Raw genomic sequence first — 22957 nt, forward strand, 5'->3', positions numbered from 1 at the left:
GGCGCTCAATGGGCGCTTGGCTTTGCGGCTGCGGCGCGCGCTTCCTGGCGGGCGGTCAATTCCGCTCCCGCATCCGCCGGCAGCCGTAAAAAAATCGCGACCGAACTGAGGGATATGAGGCCCATAGCGACAAAGGCCCATCTGAAACTCTGGAATGCGAAAATATTTGAGCCGGGGTTGAGGTGAGCCCACACCTGCAACGCCGCGGCCCCCGCTGCAATGCCGAGGCTGAGCGACAATTGCTGCGCGACCGAGGCGAAGCTGACGGCGCGGCTCATGTCCGCATTGTCGATTTCGGCATAGGCAATCGCGTTGATTCCTGTGAATTGCAGCGAATTAACGAATCCGCCCATGAGAAGAATGCCCATCATGAGGAGGCTCGGGGTCGCCGGCGTAAAAAAACCATAGCTGCACAGAAGGACGGCGCTCAGAATTCCGTCGAAAACCAGCACGCGTCGAAACCCAAAGCGGCGCAGAATTGGCGTCGCGGTTGTTTTCATCAAAATCGCGCCGGCTGAGGCGACGAAGGTGACCGAGCCCGATTGGAACGGGGTCATGCCGAAGGCCATCTGCATCATCAATGGAAGCAGGAAGGGGAGCGATCCGATCCCTATGCGAAACAGCGAGCCTCCCGCAATGCTGGCGCCAAATGTCCGCAAGGAGAGCAAACGAAGGTCGAGGATCGGAAATTGCGTGCGGCGGGCGTGAAAGACATAGGCGGTCACGGCCAGCGCTCCAAGGCAAAGCAACCCGACCGTCACCTTAACGGGAGCAAGGCCCGCTCCGGCCGCGGCGAGCCCAAACAGCAGCGAAGCGAGCCCGACGCCGGAAAGCGCAAAGCCGACCGAATCGAGCGGTCCGGGTCTGTCTTCCTTGATGTCTTCGATGAAAATCGTCGCGAGGACTATGCCGAGGATGCCGATCGGCGCGTTGATCCAGAAAATCCAGCGCCAATGAAAATAAGTCGTTATGAAGCCGCCGAGCAGCGGGCCGGCGACGGGTCCAAGCAGCGCCGGAACGGTCAAATAGGATAGCGCCCGCACAAGGTCGGCGCGCTCCACGGAGCGCAGGAGCAAGAGGCGTCCGACCGGCACCATCATTGCGCCGCCAAGACCCTGAATCAGCCGCCCGGCGACGAGTTCCGGCAATGTGGCGGCGAAGCCGCAGCCGATTGACGCCAGGGTGAACACCAGGATGGCGCTCCGGAAAATCAGCCGGGCGCCAAAGCGGTCTGCCACCCAACCGCTGGCAGGGATGAAGACCGCAAGCGAAACAAGGTAGGAGGTCAGCGCGAGCTTCAGCGCGATCGGATCTTCGTGCAGATCGGCCGCGATCGCCGGCAAGGATGTCGCTATGACGGTCGCGTCGAGCGTCTCCATGAACAGGGCGCAGGCGACGATAAGGGCGGTGACGACGTACCGAGGCAACAAAGCTGCTTCCCTGACGCGCCGATTTCCCTCCGCGCCGACCGCGGCCGGATCATCGGCCACCCGAAGGCCCGGCTTCGGGTGGCCGAACCGTTACAACGGCAGCTTATAGTCGGCTTTTTTTCCGTTAGCCAAATCGGCCTCGTCCGTCGCGCCGTCCTGCGGAGAGCTTTCGATCTCTGTCTTTATGTTTTGCAGCACCGCGTTGAGTTTCGCCTCGATGAAAGCCTCGCCAACTCCATCCGCCCCAGCGAGGCGCCGCATAGACTCGAAATTAGGGTCGAACTCGATCCGGCAGGCGAGTTCGGAACCTTCGTCCGTGTCGAACGCCTGAAACTCACCGTGATAATTATTCGATTCGTTCGATCCCCAGGAAATTTGCAGCGCGTCTTCGTCGACGCTGAATGCGCCCGCGAACGCATAGGGGACGCCCCGCAGCGCGCCTTGCAAATAAACGTGATCGTCGTCGACGCGGCCGACTTTTTCAACCGTTGGCAGGTAACGCGGCAGATTTTCGATTTTTGACACAAAATCGAAGACCCGCCGGGCCGGGGCATTTATGCTTATCTGCGCTGAAAAACCGGGCATGTGACCCCATATCTTATTGAACCGAGCCGGAAACGCGAGAAGGCGCGCCGGAGTTTCCTTTTGATTGCGGTCAAGCTTCGCATTGCGCAGAGGTCGCCTTTGCGCTTGGCGCTGGGCGTGCTAAGAGCCGCCCGCAACTCTTGGTCGATGCGAATCTTGAGAAGAATCGCTCCCGCAGGAACTTTCGCGGCGCTGCCGCAGAGGCAATTTTGGAGTTGGCAATTGGCCCTTATCACGCGACCCTCGTTCAGCGAAGCCTTTACCTTTGACGATGTGCTGCTCTTGCCGGGCCATTCCAATGTCATGCCGAGCGGCGTTGATCTCAAGACGCGATTCACCTCGACGATCAGCCTGAACATTCCAGTGATATCCTCGGCGATGGACACTGTGACCGAGGCGAAGCTCGCAATCGCTTTGGCCCAGGCCGGCGGCATCGGCGTGATCCATCGCAATCTCGAACCGGCTGAGCAGGCCGAGGAAGTGCGCAAGGTTAAGCGCTATGAGAGCGGGATGGTGGTCAATCCCATCACGATTTTCCCCGATGAAACCTTGGCCGACGCCTTGGCGCTGATGCGCCGCCATGAAATTTCCGGAATCCCGGTGGTCGAACGCGGTCCCGGCGGCAAGCCGGCGCGGCTTTGCGGCATTTTGACCAATCGCGACGTCCGCTTTGCCGACAACCCGCTGGAGCCGGTGTCGCAATTGATGACCAAAAACCTGATTACCGTCCGCGAAGGGGTCAGTCAGGACGAGGCGCGCCGGCTGCTGCATCAGCATCGGCTCGAGAAACTGATTGTCGTCGATGAGGATTTCCGCTGCGTCGGTCTCGTCACCGTCAAGGACATGGACAAAGCAACCTTGCATCCGCTCGCCTCTAAGGATGGCGAGGGACGCCTGCGGGTCGCCGCCGCGTCGACCGTCGGCGATAAGGGATATGAGCGCGCGCTGATCCTGATCGACGCCGGCGTCGATTGCGTCGTCATCGATACGGCGCATGGCCATTCGCAAGCCGTGCTCGATCAGGTCTCGCGGATAAAGCGCGTCTCGAACAAGGTCTCGATTATCGCCGGCAATGTGGCGACGGCCGATGGAACGAGGGCGCTGATTGACGCCGGCGCGGATGCAATCAAGGTTGGCATCGGTCCCGGCTCCATCTGCACGACGCGGATCGTCGCCGGCGTCGGCGTACCGCAGCTCACTGCGATCCTCGATAGCGCGGAAGCCGCGCGCGAGGCCAATGTTCCGGTCATTGCAGACGGCGGCATAAAATATTCCGGCGATCTCGCCAAAGCGATCGCCGCCGGGGCCGATAGCGTCATGATCGGCTCGCTCTTTGCCGGCACTGATGAAAGTCCCGGCGAGGTCTATCTCTACCAGGGCCGTTCGTTCAAATCCTATCGGGGCATGGGCTCCGTCGGAGCGATGTCGCGCGGCTCCGCCGATCGCTATTTCCAGCAAGACATCAAGGATCATCTGAAGCTCGTGCCGGAAGGCGTCGAAGGACAGGTGCCTTATCGCGGTCCTGTGGGGGCGATCGTGCATCAACTGGCTGGCGGTTTGCGCGCCGCCATGGGTTACGTGGGCGCGCCCGACATTCAGACGTTCCAATCGAGGGCGCAATTTGTGCGCATTTCGTCGGCGAGCCTGCGCGAGAGTCACGTGCACGACGTGGCGATCACGAGAGAAAGCCCGAATTATCCGACAAGCGCTTGAACGCGGTTATGCGCCTTCGTCCGTCGAATTTCCCTGTTTGTGAATAGAGGCCGCGTGTCCATTCAATCGATTCTTCTTCCCATATTTGTTCAGGCTGCGCTGATTTTCGCGCTCCGCATTCTCTTCTCGCCCGCCCTGGGCGCGCTATGATCCCCGGCGCGCGAGTCGCCGCGGCGATCGAAGTTTTAGAAGATGTCGAAGCGCGCCATAGGCCCGCGCCTGACGCATTGAAGGATTGGGGTCTGGGGCATCGTTTCGCAGGCTCCAAGGATCGCTCCGCGATTAATTCGCTGGTCTTTGACGCCTTGCGCAAACGCGCGTCCTCCGCCTACATCATGGGATCTGAGACGCCTCGCGCGATAATTCTTGGCGCCCTGCGCCAGATGCGCGGCCTAAGCGCCGATGCAATATCGGCGCTATGTTCGGGCGAGGGCCACGCGCCGCCGTCTCTCGATGCGTTGGAGTTTGAACGCCTTGCGACCGGCGATCTCTCTGGAGCTCCGATCCATGTTGCGGGCGATTTTCCTGCATGGCTCGAGCCCTCTTTCATCGCCGTCTTCGGCGAGGCTGTGGTGGCGGAAGCGTCGGCGTTGGCCACGAGAGCGCCGGTCGATCTGCGGGTCAATACGCTTAAAATCACCCGGGACAAGGCCTTGGCGAGCCTCGCTCACGTCGGCGCCGAGCCGACGCCGCTCTCGCCCTTTGGCCTGCGTCTGCCTTTGACGGCGGAAGGACGCGGCCCGGCTCTCGCCGCCGAGCCGGATTACGTCAAGGGCAAAGTCGAAATTCAGGATGAGGGCTCGCAACTCGCAGCCCAACTGGCTGGCGTAAAACCCGGCGAACAGGTTCTGGATCTTTGTGCGGGAGCGGGCGGCAAAACCCTCGCTCTGAGCGCTTTGATGCAGAACAAGGGGCAGATTTACGCCAGCGACAGCGATGGACGGCGATTGATGCCGATCTATGCGCGGCTGGAGCGCGCCGGCGCGCGAAATGTCCAGGTCCGGCCAAAGCGCCGGAACAGCGATAGTCTCGCCGATCTCGAAGGGCGCTTCGATCTTGTTCTCATTGATGCGCCTTGCACCGGGACAGGCGCCTGGCGGCGCAACCCCGACGCCAAATGGCGGATGCGGCCGGGGGCGCTCGAGCAACGCATCTCCGATCAGGATCAGGCGCTGGCGGACGCCGCGCGGTTCGTGAAGCCGCAGGGCCGGATTCTCTACGTGACCTGTTCGCTGCTGCGCGAGGAGAACGAAGAAAGGGTCGCGGCCTTTCTTGCCAGCCATCCCGATTTTGCCAGCGCCCCGGCGCAGGAGATGACGGAACGGGCGGATTTGCCTCAACTCGCCGGCTTTGCATCGCGCTTCGGCCCAGGTCTGCGGCTGTCGCCCCTGACGAGCCAGACAGATGGCTTTTTCGTCGCCATGCTCGCGCGCAGATAAGGAAACATCCGCACTACAAAACGGGCTTCAACGCGAAGCAACCTTGATCTAAACCAAAAGGATCATTTCGCATGCGAACAGTAGCGCCCATCGCCACGTAAGCTGGCGCGGTCTTTGCCTTCTTTCCGTATTGGAGGGATAGGCTTCAATCTGAGTTGATCCCCGAAAAGTTCGGACTTCGCTATGGGGCCCGCGTCAAAACTAATGACATGAAGCGCTGACGGGGCGGCGCCAAGCGGGCGATGATCAAACGAAAATGGACGGGAAGTAGATGGCTTACGCGCAGATCGGAAACATCGGCGTTGCGAATGTGCTGCGGGACTTTATCGTTGACGAAGTCTTGCCTGGAACGGGCATCGAGGCTGACCAATTTTGGACCGGGCTCTCGGGGTTGATCAGAACGTTCGCTCCGCGCATTCGCGAACAGCTTCAGTTTCGCGACGAATTGCAGGACAAGATCGATCGCTATCACCGCGAGCGCGCCGCACAGCCATTCGACATGGCCGATTATCAGGCCTTCCTGCACGAGATCGGCTATCTTGCGCCGGAGCCGGCCGATTTCACGATCCGAACCGAAAATACGCTGGAGGTCGCGAGGGTCTCGGGTCCGCAGCTCGTCGTTCCGGCCTCGAATGCGCGCTTTGTCCTCAACGCCGCCAACGCGCGCTGGGGCAGTCTCTATGATGCGCTTTACGGAACCGACGCAATCCCCGAAACCGACGGAGCGGAGCGCGGCAAAGGGTACAATAAAGTGCGCGGCGGCCGGGTCGTTGAATTCGCGCGCGCTTTTCTCGACGAGGTGGCGCCGCTCGCCAAGGGCAGCCACAAGAATGTCCTCAGCTATAAAGTCGCCAATGGCGAACTTGTCGTCGATCTCGACAATGGGCTGGAGACGCGTTTGCGTCACCCCGGCCGCTTCTCCGGTTGGAGAAAGACAGGGTCCGCCTCGTTCGTAGTGCTCTTGCGCCAGAACGGATTGCACATCGAGCTTGAGATCGACCCCAACACTCTTGTCGGCGCTGAAAACAGGGCCGGACTCGCCGATGTCGTTCTCGAGGCCGCGCTAAGCGCAATTGTCGATCTCGAGGATAGCGTTGCGGCGGTCGATGCGCAGGACAAGGCAGCGGTCTACCGCAATTGGCTTGGACTGATGAAGGGGAACCTGACGGCCTCTCTCGAAAAGAATGGCTTGCTGATCGAACGGCGGCTTGCGCCCGATCGCACCTATATCGATCGAGATGGCGCCCCGATGACTTTGCATGGGCGCAGTCTGCTGCTGGTGCGCAATGTCGGGCATCATATGTATACCGACGCCGTTATTGACGAAGCCGGGCGGCCGGTTCCCGAGACCATTGTCGACGCCGCCGTGACCGCCCTGATCGCCATTCATGACCTGAAGAGCGCCGGGCCGCTTCACAATAGCCGCAGCGGTTCGGTCTATATCGTCAAGCCGAAGATGCACGGACCGGCCGAGGTGGCGCTGGCCAATGAACTTTTCGACGGCGTCGAAGACATGCTCCGGCTGCAGCGGAATACGTTGAAAATGGGCGTCATGGACGAAGAGCGGCGCACCACCGTCAACCTCAAGGCCTGCATTCAAGCCGCCGCCGATCGCGTCTTTTTCATCAACACCGGCTTTCTCGATCGCACCGGGGACGAAATCCACACCGCGATGGAGGCTGGCCCGATCATCCGCAAGGACGAAATCAAGGGCACGCCATGGATCGCGGCCTATGAGGACAACAACGTCGATGTTGGCCTCGCCTGCGGTCTGCCCGGACGCGCGCAGATCGGCAAAGGCATGTGGGCGGCACCCGATATGATGGCTGACATGATAAGGCTGAAAATCGCTCATCCGATGGCCGGCGCAAATACGGCCTGGGTTCCCTCGCCGACGGCCGCGACCTTGCACGCGCTGCATTATCATAAGGTCGACGTCGCCGCCCGCCAGGTCGCTCTGCGCAAGCGCGCGCCTGCGCGTTTGACCGATATTCTCACCATTCCGGTCGCCAAGACCAATTGGGCGCCCGACGACGTTCAGCAGGAGCTCGACAATAATTGCCAGGGCATCTTGGGCTATGTCGTGCGCTGGATCGATCAGGGGATCGGCTGCTCCAAAGTGCCGGACATTCATGATGTCGGACTGATGGAGGATCGTGCGACCTTGCGTATTTCAAGCCAGCATATCGCCAACTGGATGCATCAGGGCGTCGCGACGAAAGAGCAGGTCATGGCGACCTTGAAGAACATGGCGCTGGTGGTCGACCGGCAGAATGCGCAGGATCCGCTCTATCGTCCCATGGCGCCGAAATTCGACGGCCCAGCCTTTAACGCGGCGGTGGATCTGATCTTCCAGGGGCGCGAACAGCCGAACGGCTATACCGAAGCAATCCTGACCGCGAGGCGACGAGAGGCCAAGGCGGCGACGGTCTGAGGAAATTCCTTCGGCGACGGGACTCCGCGGCGGCGCGCGCGACTTACCCAGGGGGAGGTCGCGGCCTTCGCCATTTGGACCATCGGCGTCTTCCCCAAACGAGCGCGCGTCCGGTCGGCCGCCGGAGCGCGGGAATGTCTATGGCGAGCAGGAGAATGCCGAGCGGCAGCATCCAAAGTCCCAGCACCGGAAGGACGCTGAAGATGCCGCCGAGAATGAAGAAAACCCCGACTGGAATGCGGACCCCGCGCGCGGACGGTTTTCGAAGCCAGGAAACCCATCGCCCGAAAGGGCTGGGCAGCTTTCCTTCAAACCCGTCGAGGTGTCGATCCAGTCTCCGCTGCTCTTTGTCGGCCATTGCAATGTTTCGACGACATCAATGTGTCAATTGGGCCAAAGTGTCCGCTGGAATGAACGCGCATTGATCTTATTGCTTTGTTGCACGAAAGACCAAATTGCGCTGCGCCGCCGCAATCTTTCGTTGCGGGCTTAACCATAAGAACGCGCCAAATTGATTGAATCGGCCTCTCACGAAGATTTAATTTGCCCATTTCAAGGGCTGCGCCATCCTCCGTCTTGTTTTAGTCTTCGCTTAGTCGATCCGTCGAGGTTCACCCATGAAGAAAATCTTCGCTATCGCCGCTACATCAGCATTGCTGGCGGCTCAATGCTTTTCCGCCGGAGCCTATGCCGCTCCCAGCGAGGAAAACGGCCGCGCTGAACATCACCGCTTCTCGGCCGAGAACTTTTCGGCCTTCCAGGACGCAAAAATCGCCGCGCTGAGAGCCGGTCTTCGACTGACGGCGGAGCAGGAAAAGAACTGGGCGCCGGTAGAGGCGACCCTTCGCGACGCCGCCAATGCGCGCCTCGCCCGCTTTGCCGTTTGGCGTGAAAAACGCAAAAATGAGAGCGAGCGCCCCGATGCGCTGGCGCGTCTTAGCTTCAGGGCGGACAATCTTGCCACCCGCTCCGCAGAAATCAAGACGCTCGTCGCCGCCGCAGAGCCTCTTTACAAGAGCCTTGATGATGCGCAGAAGCAACGTTTCGCCGTTCTGCTCCGCATGGGCCACAACGAACATGGCAAGTGGCAGCACAATCGCGGTTGAGCTGCAGTTAGCGATGACGCAGTCCTCATGAAAACAAGCGATCCGCTCAGGCGGATCGCATCGAGCGCGAGCAAAGCCCGGCAAAGTTTCGAAATGTAAGACTCTTCCAATCCCATTCATCGCCCCGTTTTGATTATCAATGGTCCGCCAACCGAGCGCATGAAGGGCTTCAGCCCCGCGCGGCGGGCTCCGCTTGCCTCGAAAGCCCGCAGCGAGCGAGCGCTAGCAGAAGCCGCTCGAAATCACAGGCGCAAAAAGGCTTTGGCGGGCTGCGCGTAAATCATCTATCTCATTCCTCCAGGGCGCAATAGATATGGTAAGGTGCCCGACAAAGACATCGGCCAAGCAGCCGCGACAGGGAGGAATGACATGGTTGAGAAGCTATTGGCGGATCTTGCGGGTCAGATCGCGATCCGTCCACATTACGACAACTACATCGGCGGCAAGTGGGTCCCAGCCGTCAAAGGCCAGACCTTTGAGAATATTTCGCCGATTGACGGCAATGTCGTCTGCACCATCGCCCGCTCGACCGCGGAAGACGTGGAACTGGCCCTCGACGCCGCCCACGCCGCGCGCGAGGCCTGGGGCCGCACGTCGCCGGCCGAGCGCTCGCTTGTGTTGTTGCGCATCGCCGACCGGATCGAGCAGAAGCTCGACGTGCTGGCGATGGTCGAGACGGTCGACAACGGCAAGCCCATCCGCGAGACCAAGGCAGCGGATCTCCCGCTGGCGGTCGATCATTTCCGTTATTTCGCCGGCGCCCTGCGCGCTCAGGAAGGCGGCATCAGCGAGATAGACCACGACACCATCGCCTATCATTTCCATGAGCCTCTCGGCGTCGTGGCGCAGATCATCCCGTGGAATTTCCCGCTGCTGGTGGCGGTGTGGAAGCTCGCCCCGGCGCTCGCCGCCGGCAATTGCATCGTGCTGAAGCCGGCCGAGCAAACCCCCATGAGCATTATGGTGCTGATGGACGTCATCGGCGATCTCCTGCCGCCCGGCGTCCTCAACGTCATCAATGGCTTTGGCGTCGAATGCGGCAAGCCGCTGGCGCAAAACAAGCGGATCGCCAAGGTCGCCTTCACCGGCGAGACGACGACGGGCCGCCTCATCATGCAATACGCCTCGGAGAACATCATTCCGGTGACCTTGGAGCTCGGCGGCAAATCGCCGAACATCTTCTTCGCCGACGTCGCCGACGCGGATGATGATTATTTCGACAAGGCGCTTGAAGGCTTCTCCATGTTCGCGCTGAACCAGGGCGAGGTGTGCACATGTCCGTCCCGCGCGCTGGTGCAGGAGAGCATCTATGATCGCTTCATGGAGCGCGCCGTGGCGCGGGTCAAAACCATCAAGCAAGGCAATCCGCTGGACCCATCGACAATGGTCGGGGCGCAGGCCTCCAATGACCAGCTCGAGAAGATACTCTCTTATCTCGACATCGGCCGGCAGGAAGGCGCCAAGGTTTTGACCGGCGGCGGTCGGGCGAATCTCGGCGGCGAACTCGCCAAAGGCTTTTATGTCGAGCCGACGATTCTCGAAGGCCACAACAAGATGCGGGTATTCCAGGAAGAGATTTTTGGACCGGTGCTGTCGGTGACGGCCTTCAAGGACGATGAAGAAGCCTTGGCGATCGCCAATGACACGCTTTACGGGCTCGGGGCGGGGGTCTGGACCCGCAACGGCACGCGGGCCTATCGCATGGGCCGCGCCATCCAGGCCGGACGGGTCTGGACCAATTGTTACCACCTCTATCCGGCTCATGCGGCGTTCGGCGGCTACAAGAAATCAGGCATCGGCCGCGAGAACCATAAGATGATGCTCGATCACTATCAGCAAACTAAGAACATGCTCGTCAGCTACAGCAACAAAGCCCTCGGGTTCTTTTAAGACATCCGGAGCATGATCATCGCGATCATGCTCCATACCTTCTGAAACGGGAGCGCGCGGCATGGTCGAGCGGGTCATTGCGACAGAGCAGGCGCTAGAGCTGATCGGCCGCCTCAAAGAGAAGAACGGCGCTCTCCTGTTTCATCAATCGGGCGGCTGCTGCGACGGCAGCTCGCCGATGTGTTTCCCATTCGCGGAATTCCGAACGGGACCGAGCGACGTTCTGCTCGGAGAGATCGGGGGCTGCCCCGTCTACATCGACGCGGCGCAGTTCAAACTCTGGTCGCACACGCAACTTATCATCGATGTCGTCAAAGGCCGCGGCTCCGGCTTTTCGCTCGAAGCTCCTGACGGCGTGCGGTTTTTGACGCGCGGCCATGTGTTCAACGAAGCTGAACTCGCAGAGCTCGACGCGGCGAAGCCTATCGCCGCGGAGTAATGCCCGGCGCGCAACGTAGTCGGGCCTCCCGTGTTGAAGACAGCGGGACAAGTATTTTATGGAATTTGGGATCAGGGCCAATACTCGGATAAATACGATATAAGCGATAAATTCATACCCTGAATTTATTTGAAATCTTTGGCGTCAAGTTCCGCAATTTCAGTCCCGAATCATCACGACGCGGCGCCTCCCAATCTCCAGCGGTTCATCGCTTTGCGATTAACCAAGGCGAGGCCTCGATCGAGCGATGTAACAAGAGAGGCGGGTCGCCGTGGAGCTCAATCTCAGTTTCGCGCAGCTTCGGCAGTTGGCCGATGGAGCGCCGAACCACGTGGTCGCGGCGTTTCTTCCCGTCATTCTCTTTGCCGTCCTCGCCGAGATGCTGGTTATCAAAGCGCGCGGCGGCCGCTATCCGTGGAAAGGCAGCCTCGTTTCCGTGGCTATTGCGCTTGGCCACACCATCGCCCAGGCGGCGGCCAACGGGCTGATCCTCGGGGTCATCGCCGTCACGGTCTACCATTTCCGCATCTTTACGATCGACGTTTCGTTTCACAACATGGGGGCTCTGGTCGCTTTATTCCTGTTGACCGACTTCGCCTTCTACTGGGAGCACCGCTGCTCGCACCGGGTGCGGCTGATGTGGGCCTCTCACAGCGTGCATCATAGCGTCGAGCGCATGGTGCTCACCGCCGCCGTCCGCCTCGCCTGGACGCCGCTGCTCTCTGGCGTATTCCTGTTCTACCTGCCGCTGGTCTGGCTCGGCTTTCCGCCGCAATGGGTGTTCGGAATGGCGTCGGCGAGTCTTGTCTACCAGTTCTTCATCCATACCGAGTTGGCGCCCCGCGTCGGCTGGTTGGAATGGGTGATCAACACGCCCTCGGCGCACCGCGTGCACCATGCCAGCAACGCGCAATATATCGACAAGAACTTCGGCGGCGTGCTGCTGGCGTGGGATCATTTATTTGGAACCTATCAGGCCGAGCGCGCGGACATCCCGGTCGTCTATGGCATGATTCCAGCGCGCTCAAAGCCCGCCAACCCGTTCGTCGTCGCCTATGAGGAGCTTCGGGAGTTGGCCAAGGATGTATTTCGCGCGCGCAGCTGGCGCGAAGGCTGGGACCGCGTCTGGGGCCCGCCAGGCCGGGCGCCGTAGCCTCAATCTCGCCGAATGCTTTGAAATTAGAGAGGGCATGATCGTTTCAACCTGAAGCGATCATGCCTCTGCGCGCTGCCCCATCCGACAGGGTCGTTAGTCGGAATCGCCGCGCCAGCAACTATCTCGCGTCGCGCTTGGCCTGCACGCTCTTCGTGCGGCTGCTGATCTCTCCGGCCTTGGCGGGGTTGCGCGGCGCGCGCGGCGTTTTGGCTTTCGCCTTCATGCCCTCGCCCGGCGTGCGCCCTGAGGCGGGGCGCTTCGCCTTCGCCTCGCGCGCGCGGCGGAGTTCGAGCGCCCGCACGGCGCTATCTTTCAGCGCATCCCGCGCCGCTTTGGCCTCGCGGCGAGCAGCCTCTTTGTTCAGCCTCTGCACGGCTGCGGCGAGCACGTCGCGCTTGCCGCGCGATCCCGTATCGTCGCTGACCGGGCGCGCCCCCCGCGGCTCCGCTTTGCCGCGCATCTCCCGCCGCTGGCGCGCGGCGATTTGGCGAGCGCGTTCACGGCGTTCGCGAACGAGTTTCCGCAGTTCAGCGAGTTCCTTATCGGACAAGTCGCCGAGCGCTGGATGGTGAGAGGCTGCGACCAGCGCGACTTCGTCCACGTTCAGCAATTGACGTTCATGCCGAAGGCTTCGACCCATTTCGTCTCACTCCTCTGAGGTTACGACCCATTAGGTCAAATCGACCTTGCGGCGCCGTTCCGGCGTTAGCAAGCGCACTGAGCCTCCCTCGCTTTAAGCCAAAACTTCGCGCGTCAGCGTGGGGACAGGCGAATCTGGCACCGAGAAACGGAAATTGCAGAGTGAAAGGCATGCATGGCCGGATTTCACGGTTCTCTCGGCGTCGGACTTGTTCTCGTCGCGCTGGCGGCGACGGCCTCCGATCAAGCGCCGATCGTTCACTATGCCCCAATGGAAAACCTTGAGAATATTGACGTCGCGCTGATCGATCAGGCCAAAGCGAGCATCGACATGGCCGCCTATGTCCTGACCGATTGGCCGGTCATGCAGGCGCTGAGCCGCGCGGCGCGGCGCGGCGTCAAGGTTCGCCTCTATCTCGACTATGGCCGCATCGGCGAGCGCGAGCCGGCCGCGCCCTTTCTCGAGCTGATTTCCGATCCCTCGATCGAAATCGGGCTGAAGCGCGCAGGAGCGCCGTTGATGCACCTCAAAACCTATCAGATCGATACAGGGGGAGAATTTTCGCCGCAGACCAAAAGGGTAACGTGGGGGTGATAATAGGAGGGTGGGGTCCTTGCGTGACGCTTGGTGCCGTTTGTACCGCCGATGTTCAGGCGGATGATACCTTATTGCGGCAGCCTATCGGTTAGCGCATTCTGTCTGAAGGAGACAAATATTCCCACGTTGAATGCGGCGAATTGACAAATTATAAGTCCCACCTTATAACTCCTGAGTTCAAAAATGCTATTTTTTCTGAGTGGAGCAATCGGCTCGACGTTATTTAATACATATGTGGAGATGGACGCTTTAGTGGCCGAACTATCTGCCTCGCCAAGAACTTCATCTCCCCTTTTGGGTGCGGTGGCTATTGTGGCCTCTATTGATAACTGGGTTTGCGATGGTTTTTCGACCATAAAAAATGATTGGTCGAGCGCGGGGTCAAACGAGATATTTTTCTGCGTGGAGTCTAGCATGATAGCGGCCCTGAAAGTTCGGGGCAATGGACGAGTTCAAACCAGAGACTTGACGTTTATAGGATGGAAGTATTTTGCGCCGGGAGTTTGCGCATTTAGGACCTGCATCAGGAAAAACGAAGGCGTGTGCTCGCATGAAACCTGCGGCGCGCGAAACGAGTTTCTAGGTGAAATGGCAATTAGGATAAAAGAAGGCAAAGAACATGAACAACCTTGACCGTCTCGCGAAGAGCAATCCAGCGGTCACCGTCGCTAAGTCTCAGCTCCAATTCATTCGCGACGTAGCCAAAAAACTTCGTGAAATGCGAGAGGAGAAGCAGCTTTCGCAGGCCAGGATGGCGGATCTGTTAGGCGTCAGCCAGCCGAGAATAGCTCAACTTGAAAGTGGGAGACCGGGCGACGCGCCTTCCTTGGAACAAATTGCGGCGTACGCCTACTACTGCGATTCCGAAGCGAAAAGTCTAGAGATCGAAAGTCGTCGAGCGGCCGCAGTCGCGTATTAGGTTCGCCAGCACATGCTCGAATCTATTGGCGCGATCACGTATGGAAGATATGCGGAAACAACTTCAGCCGTACTCGGTCTTTTAGGTGCTTTTGCATTGGCAAAGGCACCCATTGATAGCCTAGGCCTAAGGCAAGCAATCAATCAAATACATGCAATCTCTAAATATTTGGGTCCGGAGACCGCGAGTTCGGCCGTACGGAATCTTGCGAAAACTCAGGCGCAACTTCTACGACAAGAGCAGAAATGGAATTTGATGGGATGCGCATTCCTGGGATGTCATTTGCCGTCCTTATCGCGCATTCGTTTTTCTCGAGTTGAGTCCAAGGCGGTCGGCGATTCGTGTCACCTTAGCTGCCGACTCGCCAGAACAGCGCTAGTTCAATTTAGAGCTAGTTGCCCGTCCTTTCGATATAACGCGCCGCCATCTTAAATATGGCTCGGTTCTTGCTTCTGTCTCGAGGCGCCTCGGCCGGGAATCGCCGTCGCGGCTTTTCGGATTCCTCCTCGTTTCCCCAACTAATAGCCTGGCTTAGCGCCAGGCTATTTTTGAGCACAGCGCGACTGCATTTATTCCGCAGGGGTGGCGTTGGGGTAGATTGCATCTGAACTACTTCTGACGCGACGGGCTATGAATTTAGCGAATAATGCAGTTTTCGATTCAACAGGCTGTTCGTCCTGGCCGTTGCCAGCGATTCTCTGTTCCACGTTTTCGACATGGAAAGCCAAGAGCAGAGATATAACGCCACTAGCGATCCAAATCCGATCTAACGCTGGAAGCGAATAATTCCCCTTCAAGCACAGTTCAAAGGAAAATAGCGCCGTAACAACGCTAAGGCCGTAAAGGAATATCGAGGCGATCCTTAGGCCTATAATCCATGTCTTCATTTTGGCCTCCACAAGCCAGTTACCGCCTTCCGCAGCGCCAAGGGCCAGCGCAATTGTCATACAATGTGACAAATCGTGCTGCGGGTTAAATGCAAGCCCTGGGCCAGGGCCGCAGGAAGGCGCACTTTTTCGCGTTAAGCAGTTGATTCGTTCGGCGACACCGCCCCAACTCTGATCCGCTGAGCCGACCCAGTCTCGCGGAGCTTCAGCTGAGTGTGGGGAAAATCAAAGGGTTGGCTACGCCGCCCGAACAACCAGAGGCCAAGTTGTACGGGGAAACGCATGTCGTTCGTATGACAATCGGACTTTCAGACGGCCGCTATGTCTCACATCCCAAAAATTTGATCGATCTTTTTTCAGGATTCGGGGACTTGGCCCTGCTCGCTTCGACGGCGGCTTTGCCATTCCCCAAATGCTTGATCGATCGCAACGAGGATAAAACCGATTGCGAGAAACGCCGCAAAGAAAGCGAGCGCATCGGTAAAAAATTCCCCATATCCGTGTTTGATGATTTCTTGGATGCGCCGAAGATAAACGCCGAAGATCTCACCGCGGACCATCGTATAGGCAAAAAAGAGAAGCGGATAAATTAGCCACAGCGCGGGATCGAGCATCGACAGATTCCCTTTGGGCGCGAATATCAACCAATATACCAGGTAGAGAATCGGAATCACCCCGTGGAAAACCCGGTCGACGAGTTGCAGGCCTGGTGCGTCGGACCGAAGCAGCACCTCAAAAACTACGCCGACGACGGCGACATAAACGACCAGCGCCGCTTGCACGCTTGGCCTCAACAGCAAAGACTTGGTCCGAGGCCGTATAAACGCGATGGTCGCGACCAGCGCCACGAGCGTAGTGGTTTGGATCGAGAAACGACTGAACTGATCGACAAGCTGCGTCGCTATCGAAGCATGTTCCGACAAAGCGTCCTCGGTGCTCTGAGCGACTTGAGCGCCAAGACCCAGCCACGCGATGACGGCAAGGGCGCCTGCGTAAATCCGGTGAAGCGTGGACGAAAGCGTTATTACGGGTGTCTCCCATGAGCGTAAAGCTGACCTCCGTGAAGCACCCATGCGATCTTCATCAGATCTCTGAACTCTTCACGATTGATCGGCGACTCAACGGTTAAAGGCACCGGCCAACCACCTTAATGTTTCCCTCGTAAACCACTCAGAATGCAGTTTTATTTCTAACCAGCGAAATCTTAAGACGTCGGTAACGTTATAGCGTACATACTATACGGGGGTAGCTTCTGTCTGGTTGCCCGCCGCGTCTCTTAGCGCTGGCGGGGGTGCCGTCCGTATCCGCCGAAATTAGCGCCAGCTGGCCGTCCTTTCGAGGTCATCGGTGATCCGAGAGGCCAGAGCCAATAAGCCCGTGACGACCCGAATCCGAATGCGCGCCCATAACGTGCGGTGAAGCGGCTGGGTCATGTTTCGACTCTCTCTTCCTGAATTTGCCTAATATACTCAAGCGTGTCCCGTCCGTGCTCGTCATTGATTTTCTCCCGAATCGGCCCGAGACGGTTCATTGCGTGCTGCAGAGTCGCCGCGACAGAGCTGATCGCGTCGTCATCAAGAAATCCGCGATCCGCCATCAAGGCAAGAAAGGCGGTATTCAGCAGATCCAGACCGGCGTCGATTTGATCGATCATCGGCTCTTCTGACTTCCGGTTAAGTGATTTGGTCATGCTTCGGCCCTCTCGCGGATATGATCGGCGAAATCCTCCGCCACTCTCAGAAGCGAATTAACACGCGCAAGTGCGTGATTTCGGTTAGCACCGCTGCCGAGATCCATCTCCGCCACCAAATCATTGATTGTTCCCAACAGATTGCGAAGGTTGGTCACGTCAACGGTGGCGTCAGATAAGTCATACTCGTGCAACTCGGTTTTTGACGGCACGGTATTTTTCGTCATTTTAGGCCCTCCCCTTCGCGGACGCCGTCGAGCAAAGGTTTAAAAAGGTCGGTGTCGACTCCTGAATCCGGCCAGCCGTAGGCGGCAGCGGCTTCGGCCAGGTATCTGAGCCTCATGAGCTCGTCCTCGGGCTCCGCGCACCGATGCTCGCAAATAGACTTGAGGGCACTGTCATAGCCGCTGACCCCATCATTGAAGGCTTTGGTTGCCTCGTCATAGAGGGCGCGGCTTTGGGAGTCCGACATATATCCGCGGGTATTTTCGATGGCCTTCTGGCGCTCCTCTGCCTCATTGATCGAGAGGCGGGCCTTTCTGTGCTCTTCAATAAAGCCGATGAGTTTGAATGACGCCTCGAGGTTCCTCGTCATGTCATAGCCCCTCCCGCTTGGCTTCGGTGATGAACTCGTGGAACCACGTCTTAACTGTCGTGATTTGGTCCAGCGCCATCGTAAACAGCTCTTCCATCGCCTCCCGCTCGCCGCCGAAAGCGGTTTCGAGGCTCCGCGCCGCAAGCCCTCCGATGAGCATGAGCGTATTGGGTGCGGTCGATGGCAAGCTCAGCGTCGATGTAATCCGGCCATTGACGCGCGAGCTGGGCGGGTTCGGCCATCGATGGCTTCTGGTCTTTCGTTCCGTGATTGAGATTTGGCAAGCCGCTATCGGCTGCCGGAACTGTGCTGTTTGGCATCGTGGTTGCTCCTAGCGCTATAACGATTTGCGTTATGGTGATGCTAATTCGTTATTTGTGGACCTGTCAAACGAAAAACGTTATAGAGAACGATATTCGTTATGAGAGGTCATATGACTCCTGCCCAATCGCGCGCTGGCCGCGGTCTTGTTGAACTGTCCCAAGCTGACCTGGCCGCTGCTGCGGGGGTGGGGTTGAGCACCGTTCGAAACTTCGAGGCGGGACGTTCAACGCCAATCGACAACAATCTTGCTGCCATTCGAGCGGCCCTTGAGGCTGCCGGCGTCGAATTCATCGCCGAGAACGGCGGAGGGCCTGGCGTGAGGCTGCGGAAGTGAAAGCTATTGTAGTTGCGAAAGATTCTAAAGTTCAGGGATCTGCTGGACGAGAAGTAATCCACGCCATAAGAACCGCTAATCTCTCTGCTGGCGGTCACGACGATGAAAAAGAGCGCCGAGCTCACTGACAGAATTGTCGTGGTGATGAGGGACGTTTGGAATCTAACGGCCCCACAGCATCAAGCGGTCCTGGATGAATGGGCATATGAACTGTTTCGACGGATTGAAGGCGGCGATACCTATTTGGCGCTCTATGACATAATCGCACGAGTCGAACTTACTCTGGACTTGCCAGCGGACGGCTCCCATAGGGAAATCGCCCGAAGATCGCAAGAGATAGTCAAGGATTGGTCAGGGCGTCCCAAAGGCCGCCGCCCTATCCGAAGAAGCCAAGGAGGCGTCCCTGGAGGCTGGACGCGACGATGATCGAGTCCCCCTGTTGAAGGTCGTCAGGAGATAACAGATGCAATGGGTCAGATTTGATGCCGATCTGACTGGTCGGGTGGACGAAGCGTATCAGGCGTGGAAAGCGCAGATGCCGCCTGATGATCCAATTAGAGAAGATCATCAGATGTTTATCCCCGATCCCAACACCAATCGGGAGATCAGAAAACTCTTCGATAAACGGTTCACTGAGTACCTCGAAGCGACCGGCATACCGTTCGAACGGCCCTAAGGGCCTCGCGGCGCCGCGAGGTTTCCGTCAAGACGACGGGTGGAGGGGATGACCGCCGTACGCTCGGCCACCGCCCCCCACTACTGCAAATTTGGCCGTTATATAATGTGGCAATTTCTAGGCGGAATGTTACAACTGTCAAATCACTAATTGCGACGGTTGCCGGGCGTTAAGTCACTTGTCTGACGCTCTTAGAGGTCAGCGGTTGCTGCTTCGCATTTTGCGAATCGCGTCGAATTCGGTTTTCTCGCAATCTGCCCTCATCGTGTAGGCATAGTCCTGGTCACTCCACTTGGTTGCGCAGTTACTGCGGATTTCCCTGAACTCCTCCGCCGGGATATCTTGCGGGCGTCCAAGCTCTGACCTGTCTTCGGTAGATGCGGGTGTCTCTGTAAGTGGAAGCGTGTAACCCGCTGGCGGGACATAGGCGGAGCGTCCGTTCTGGATGGGGACTGAGGCAACCGGTGCTGCGGGTGCAGGTGTGCTCTGCACCGAATTGTACGGAGACAGAATGCGCGAGCTCATCCAGCCCTTTTGGTCCCAAGGCTCTTGAACCGATTTAAAACTAACCCAAGCCCACGTGATTCCGCGAAAGTCAGTCCGGATGAGGCCGCACCATTGAACGGTCGACCCTTGGCTTAACTTCCAGAGGCCATTACCAGATAAGCTCGGGACTCCACGAACCCAACCAAAGTCAGCCAAACTCATCGGCTGAACTGATTTTTGCACGCACGTCTCGGCAGCCCTTGTGGATGCAACGAAGGTTGGCATCAAGCACAGCGTCAGCGCGGCTGCCGATGAAATCATCTTAGGCTTATGCATTGAAATCACTCGAAATAAATGAAAATTGCTTCAGAATTGTGCGCGCCTCCGCAACCGAAGTAAAGGCAGTTTCCCGGCGGGTTAGGTGTTGAGTTGAACACCAATCACCAAGGCGCGACCGGTCTCTTGCCGTGGCAGCCGCCGTCGCGGCGGCAAACGCGCCCTGGTTCAAACCGCCAACTTGTCGGTTTGATTTTCTGTCCCCCCCGCGTTTCGTTTCTGGGTACACCTCCTCGTAGATATCCTTGCGCCGAGCGGTAATGCTTCGCCCGGTCTGCCGGGCTAGGGTCTGCGCGGCAAAGATTTCATTTATCCTCGACAGATCGGCGCTTCTCCATAGCGCCAACCGTGAAACGCTCCCTCTTTCAAAGATTGTTGTGAGATTCCGTCTGCGACTTGAGCGGAACATTGACTCTTGCCGTCGCGCCCGCTGTTGTCTCGATATTACTTATAAGGAATTTCAATCATGGCAGACAGACAAGTGACGTGTATAAACAAACAGCCTCGCAACGACACCCACGAAGGCATAACCCATTTGGGTGTCGGCAATTCCAAATTGCCCCGCTCGCAGGTAATAGCCCTAATCGACTCCAAGTCAGACACATTTTATACCTTGGTCAAGGGAAAGAGAGCTAACGTTGGCGTAATCAATGGTCCGAACGGCAAATATGTACGACATACGCCGACAATGAATGGAATGACAATCTTCTAGCGCTTGACGAATGTCCGTGAGGCTGACGTTGGTCGTCAAAGTGGCCGGATCATAGAAAGTATCCCAGCGCAGAGATCCGAAGATCGAGGAGCTCGGTGGCGTCATTGCGCCTCCGGGCTCATATTGCGGACTAGATCGCTGCCAGATTTTCTGAGGTTTCCACCAATTGCCTGCGCGGTGTCAGTTGGGCTAGCCGCGCCATCGACGTGAATGGTGACGTTCTGACTCGGCGAGTAACTGTTATTAGTGGTGTTGTGCCATGCATTGCTGGCAGCGGAAACGCCGAGGCCTCCCGTCTTGAACTTGTCACGCAATCCACCGACGTCTAGTCCGCCAAAGGGGTTTTTACCCTCAGCAGCCTGTGCGCCGCCGATCCCCCAATTCTCCAGTCCAGGAATCGCGCGATAGCCAGTCCCCGCTTTCGGAACGCCGGGAGGAAGCGCGCCATTGTTCGCTACTGCCGTCGGGTTCGTCATATTGACGCCAATGGGACGCGCGCCGGCCAGCCCCTGTCGCGCGCCGATGCCAGTATTGGCCGCGCCATGCCACGGCCCCCAGCTACCTTTTGCGGCCTCGTCCAGGGCGAAGTCGACCTGTTGACGCCAGGTGCTTCGGTCGCGGGCGTTCAGACCAGTCGCTTTCGTAAAGGCGTCCCCGAGTCCAGGGTTCGACAGGCCGGGGATGTTGTTCTTGTAGTGCAACTGGAACGGGCCAAAGGACGTCCCCGAGTCTCCGCCAGGATCGCGACCTGTCGTCGTGTAGCCCCTGAGCCCTTCGCTGTTCGCAACTCTCACTGCGACATCGGGATCAATGCCGCGAGCAATAGCAGCGCGACGAATATACGCCTCGACATCGCCGTGACTGGCTCCGGAACCGCCGCCGTCTGTGCTGGCGTCAGATGTCTTGTCGCCGCCCAAGCCGAGCACGTTCTTCACGCCGCGCCCAATACGTCGGCCGACGCCCCTAATCTTGCCCCACAGGCTGCCGTCGCCAGCATCGGCTGGGTCATCGCCGCCAGCAATGTAGCCACCGACACCAGCAGCCACGCCAACGCCGACCGCTGCCGCTGCGCCGCCGGAGACGCCGAGCAGTCCAAGCAGCCAGATCGGCATACGAACCGCCGTGAGCTCAAGCAAGAGGGCCGACACGCGGGAAAGGCCCGGAATGAGTTTGAGGAGGAGTGCGCCGGCCAAGAGATTAACCGCTACGTTCCATCCGCCAATCTTGCTGACGAAGGAGTCTATGCTCGGCAGAATCTTTCCGACTTCCTCGGCGAGATTCACGACGGCTCCGGCGATCTTGACGATTGCGTCCTTTATCTGCGCCTGGTGATCAATCAGATAATCGCCAAACCGCTTCAGGACATCGCCGTACTTTTCGAAAAGCGATGCAGCGGCGCTATCCCAAAGGTTATCGATAATCGATCTGAGATCACGCAAGGACTGCATGAATCGCGTCGAACCCTTGGCCGCTCCATCGGCGTCGAGGCCGGCTTGTCTGGTGCGCTTAAGATAATCGTCAAAGGCCTTTCGGGCTGCAGGATTCTCCAGCGCATAAAACAGCTTTTCAGTGAACCCGTATGCCTCTAGCCACGCATTCCTTTGCGCAACAGGCATCTTCGCAACACGGTCCATAAAGGACTCAAGCCGTTGGACATTGTCCCCCGACATGTTGACGCCAATATTGCGCATCTGCTTGGCGAGGCCGCCATTCTCACCCCCTGTATCGCGGAGCCTTTTTGATAGGTTTTCAACTGCAGCCGACGCCTCATCGGCGGATGAGCCGAACTGGGAGGCGATGAAAGCGAGGGCTTTCAGGTTAGCCGCGCTCGCTCCCGTGCGCTGACTCGCGTAAAAGAGCTTCTCGAACGATTCAGCCGAGCTCTCGACCGCTTTGGTGACGAGAGCGAAGGTACCGACAATGCCCGCAGCAAAGACGCTGAGGCGAGCTGCCGCGCTTTCGACCCCCTGCGTGAATTTGCGGATCGACGCTTCGTCGACGTCGTACTTAATGGCGACCAGAAATTCTTTTAAAACTTCCGAACTCATTATTTTGCGTCCTTATTTTTCGCTTCCAGGGCGTTGAGCCGCTTGATGAATGCTCGCCGGGCCATGTCTTCCATTGACCCAGAAAATGCCTTGCGAAGCTCAAGGGGCAACGGCGCAGGCGCAAAGGCAACCTTCGTCAGATTCGGTATGAACTGCTCGAAAACCATCATTATTTCGTCACGACGCGTCGGTCTGACCGGGGCCATGGCGAACAGTGAATCCGCTAGTCGCGACACGTCCTTTTCGAGATCGTTCATTCCGGTCTCCTTGGCCTTGTGGGCGAATAGAACGGGCCGCCGGGGCCCCAAGTATGGAGCCTAACCGGCGGCCTCTGTCGCCGACCCGCGGTCCCAATCGGAGTAGGAACGGCCTCGGCTAGCCTATCTATCCGCACGCCGGCTTCCGCGTGGTGTGCCCGGTTATCATCCGGGCCGGAACTGAATTGGCGCCGCCGACGAGCAGCGCTTCTCTGAAACCACTCGCCGGCGACTATCGCTGCCAGGTGCACCCACGGCGGCGAA

23 protein-coding genes are annotated in these 22957 nt (G+C 58.6%); 12 read left to right on the top strand and 11 right to left on the bottom strand.

Going from position 1 to position 22957, the window contains the following annotated elements:
• Nucleotides 1-5: 5 nt before the first annotated feature.
• Complete coding sequence (locus WDN46_03750) at nt 6-1427, bottom strand: MFS transporter (protein MEJ0092560.1); 1422 nt, start codon at nt 1425-1427, stop codon at nt 6-8.
• Between the two features lie 93 nt (nt 1428-1520).
• Nucleotides 1521-2015: an SRPBCC family protein gene (locus WDN46_03755; protein MEJ0092561.1), complete on the bottom strand. Its 495-nt coding sequence runs from the start codon at nt 2013-2015 to the stop codon at nt 1521-1523.
• A gap of 222 nt (nt 2016-2237) precedes the next feature.
• On the opposite strand from WDN46_03755, the gene guaB reads away from it, so the two are divergent.
• From guaB to WDN46_03790, 7 genes are all read left to right on the top strand, one after another.
• On the top strand, nt 2238-3728 hold the full coding sequence (guaB, locus tag WDN46_03760) for an IMP dehydrogenase (protein MEJ0092562.1): 1491 nt from the start codon (nt 2238-2240) through the stop codon (nt 3726-3728).
• A 146-nt stretch (nt 3729-3874) separates the two neighbouring features.
• The gene (locus tag WDN46_03765) at nt 3875-5167 is read left to right on the top strand and encodes an RsmB/NOP family class I SAM-dependent RNA methyltransferase (GenBank protein MEJ0092563.1); all 1293 of its coding nucleotides are present in this window, start codon (nt 3875-3877) and stop codon (nt 5165-5167) included.
• Between the two features lie 271 nt (nt 5168-5438).
• Nucleotides 5439-7601: a malate synthase G gene (locus tag WDN46_03770; protein ID MEJ0092564.1), complete on the top strand. Its 2163-nt coding sequence runs from the start codon at nt 5439-5441 to the stop codon at nt 7599-7601.
• Between the two features lie 617 nt (nt 7602-8218).
• Nucleotides 8219-8707, top strand: a complete 489-nt coding sequence (locus WDN46_03775) for a Spy/CpxP family protein refolding chaperone (GenBank protein ID MEJ0092565.1) — start codon at nt 8219-8221, stop codon at nt 8705-8707.
• Nucleotides 8708-9076: 369 nt separating this feature from the next.
• Nucleotides 9077-10597: an aldehyde dehydrogenase gene (gene adh / locus WDN46_03780; GenBank protein ID MEJ0092566.1), complete on the top strand. Its 1521-nt coding sequence runs from the start codon at nt 9077-9079 to the stop codon at nt 10595-10597.
• Between the two features lie 61 nt (nt 10598-10658).
• Nucleotides 10659-11036: a DUF779 domain-containing protein gene (locus WDN46_03785; GenBank protein MEJ0092567.1), complete on the top strand. Its 378-nt coding sequence runs from the start codon at nt 10659-10661 to the stop codon at nt 11034-11036.
• A gap of 271 nt (nt 11037-11307) precedes the next feature.
• The gene (locus WDN46_03790) at nt 11308-12189 is read left to right on the top strand and encodes a sterol desaturase family protein (protein MEJ0092568.1); all 882 of its coding nucleotides are present in this window, start codon (nt 11308-11310) and stop codon (nt 12187-12189) included.
• 121 nt (nt 12190-12310) lie between these two features.
• Here the strand turns inward: WDN46_03790 and WDN46_03795 are convergent, their stop codons facing one another.
• Nucleotides 12311-12832 (bottom strand): hypothetical protein, encoded by a 522-nt coding sequence (locus WDN46_03795; GenBank protein ID MEJ0092569.1) that lies wholly within the window; start codon nt 12830-12832, stop codon nt 12311-12313.
• Nucleotides 12833-13006: 174 nt separating this feature from the next.
• Between WDN46_03795 and WDN46_03800 the strand changes: the two genes are divergently transcribed.
• Nucleotides 13007-13426, top strand: a complete 420-nt coding sequence (locus WDN46_03800; protein MEJ0092570.1) for a phospholipase D-like domain-containing protein — start codon at nt 13007-13009, stop codon at nt 13424-13426.
• Nucleotides 13427-13612: 186 nt separating this feature from the next.
• Nucleotides 13613-14062 carry a hypothetical protein gene (locus WDN46_03805; GenBank protein ID MEJ0092571.1) on the top strand — a complete coding sequence of 150 codons (450 nt, stop codon included), beginning with the start codon at nt 13613-13615 and terminating at the stop codon, nt 14060-14062.
• A gap of 855 nt (nt 14063-14917) precedes the next feature.
• On the opposite strand, the gene WDN46_03810 is transcribed toward WDN46_03805, so the two are convergent.
• The 6 genes from WDN46_03810 to WDN46_03835 form a co-directional block, all read right to left on the bottom strand.
• On the bottom strand, nt 14918-15295 hold the full coding sequence (locus tag WDN46_03810; GenBank protein ID MEJ0092572.1) for a hypothetical protein: 378 nt from the start codon (nt 15293-15295) through the stop codon (nt 14918-14920).
• A gap of 296 nt (nt 15296-15591) precedes the next feature.
• Nucleotides 15592-16308 carry a Pr6Pr family membrane protein gene (locus WDN46_03815; protein MEJ0092573.1) on the bottom strand — a complete coding sequence of 239 codons (717 nt, stop codon included), beginning with the start codon at nt 16306-16308 and terminating at the stop codon, nt 15592-15594.
• Nucleotides 16309-16664: 356 nt separating this feature from the next.
• Nucleotides 16665-16925 (bottom strand): hypothetical protein, encoded by a 261-nt coding sequence (locus WDN46_03820; protein ID MEJ0092574.1) that lies wholly within the window; start codon nt 16923-16925, stop codon nt 16665-16667.
• Nucleotides 16922-17152: a hypothetical protein gene (locus WDN46_03825; GenBank protein MEJ0092575.1), complete on the bottom strand. Its 231-nt coding sequence runs from the start codon at nt 17150-17152 to the stop codon at nt 16922-16924. Before WDN46_03825 ends, WDN46_03820 begins: the two co-directional genes overlap by 4 nt.
• Entirely contained in the window at nt 17149-17520 is a 372-nt protein-coding gene (locus tag WDN46_03830) for a hypothetical protein (GenBank protein MEJ0092576.1), read from the bottom strand. The genes WDN46_03825 and WDN46_03830 overlap by 4 nt, the downstream gene beginning before the upstream one ends.
• Before the next feature lies 1 nt (nt 17521).
• Nucleotides 17522-17707, bottom strand: a complete 186-nt coding sequence (locus WDN46_03835) for a hypothetical protein (GenBank protein ID MEJ0092577.1) — start codon at nt 17705-17707, stop codon at nt 17522-17524.
• A gap of 246 nt (nt 17708-17953) precedes the next feature.
• Here WDN46_03835 and WDN46_03840 point away from each other — a divergent pair, with 246 nt between their 5' ends.
• From WDN46_03840 to WDN46_03850, 3 genes are all read left to right on the top strand, one after another.
• A complete protein-coding gene (locus WDN46_03840; protein MEJ0092578.1) occupies nt 17954-18178 on the top strand; it encodes a helix-turn-helix domain-containing protein in 225 nt (74 codons plus the stop codon).
• Between the two features lie 463 nt (nt 18179-18641).
• Entirely contained in the window at nt 18642-18854 is a 213-nt protein-coding gene (locus WDN46_03845; GenBank protein MEJ0092579.1) for a hypothetical protein, read from the top strand.
• 1288 nt (nt 18855-20142) lie between these two features.
• On the top strand, nt 20143-20388 hold the full coding sequence (locus tag WDN46_03850) for a DUF3892 domain-containing protein (protein MEJ0092580.1): 246 nt from the start codon (nt 20143-20145) through the stop codon (nt 20386-20388).
• A gap of 101 nt (nt 20389-20489) precedes the next feature.
• Here WDN46_03850 and WDN46_03855 read toward each other — a convergent pair whose 3' ends face one another.
• Complete coding sequence (locus WDN46_03855; protein MEJ0092581.1) at nt 20490-22436, bottom strand: hypothetical protein; 1947 nt, start codon at nt 22434-22436, stop codon at nt 20490-20492.
• Complete coding sequence (locus WDN46_03860; GenBank protein MEJ0092582.1) at nt 22436-22693, bottom strand: hypothetical protein; 258 nt, start codon at nt 22691-22693, stop codon at nt 22436-22438. The genes WDN46_03855 and WDN46_03860 overlap by 1 nt, the downstream gene beginning before the upstream one ends.
• Between the last annotated feature and the right edge of the window lie 264 nt (nt 22694-22957).

Source organism: Methylocella sp., from assembly GCA_037200525.1.
GTDB lineage: Bacteria > Pseudomonadota > Alphaproteobacteria > Rhizobiales > Beijerinckiaceae > Methylocapsa.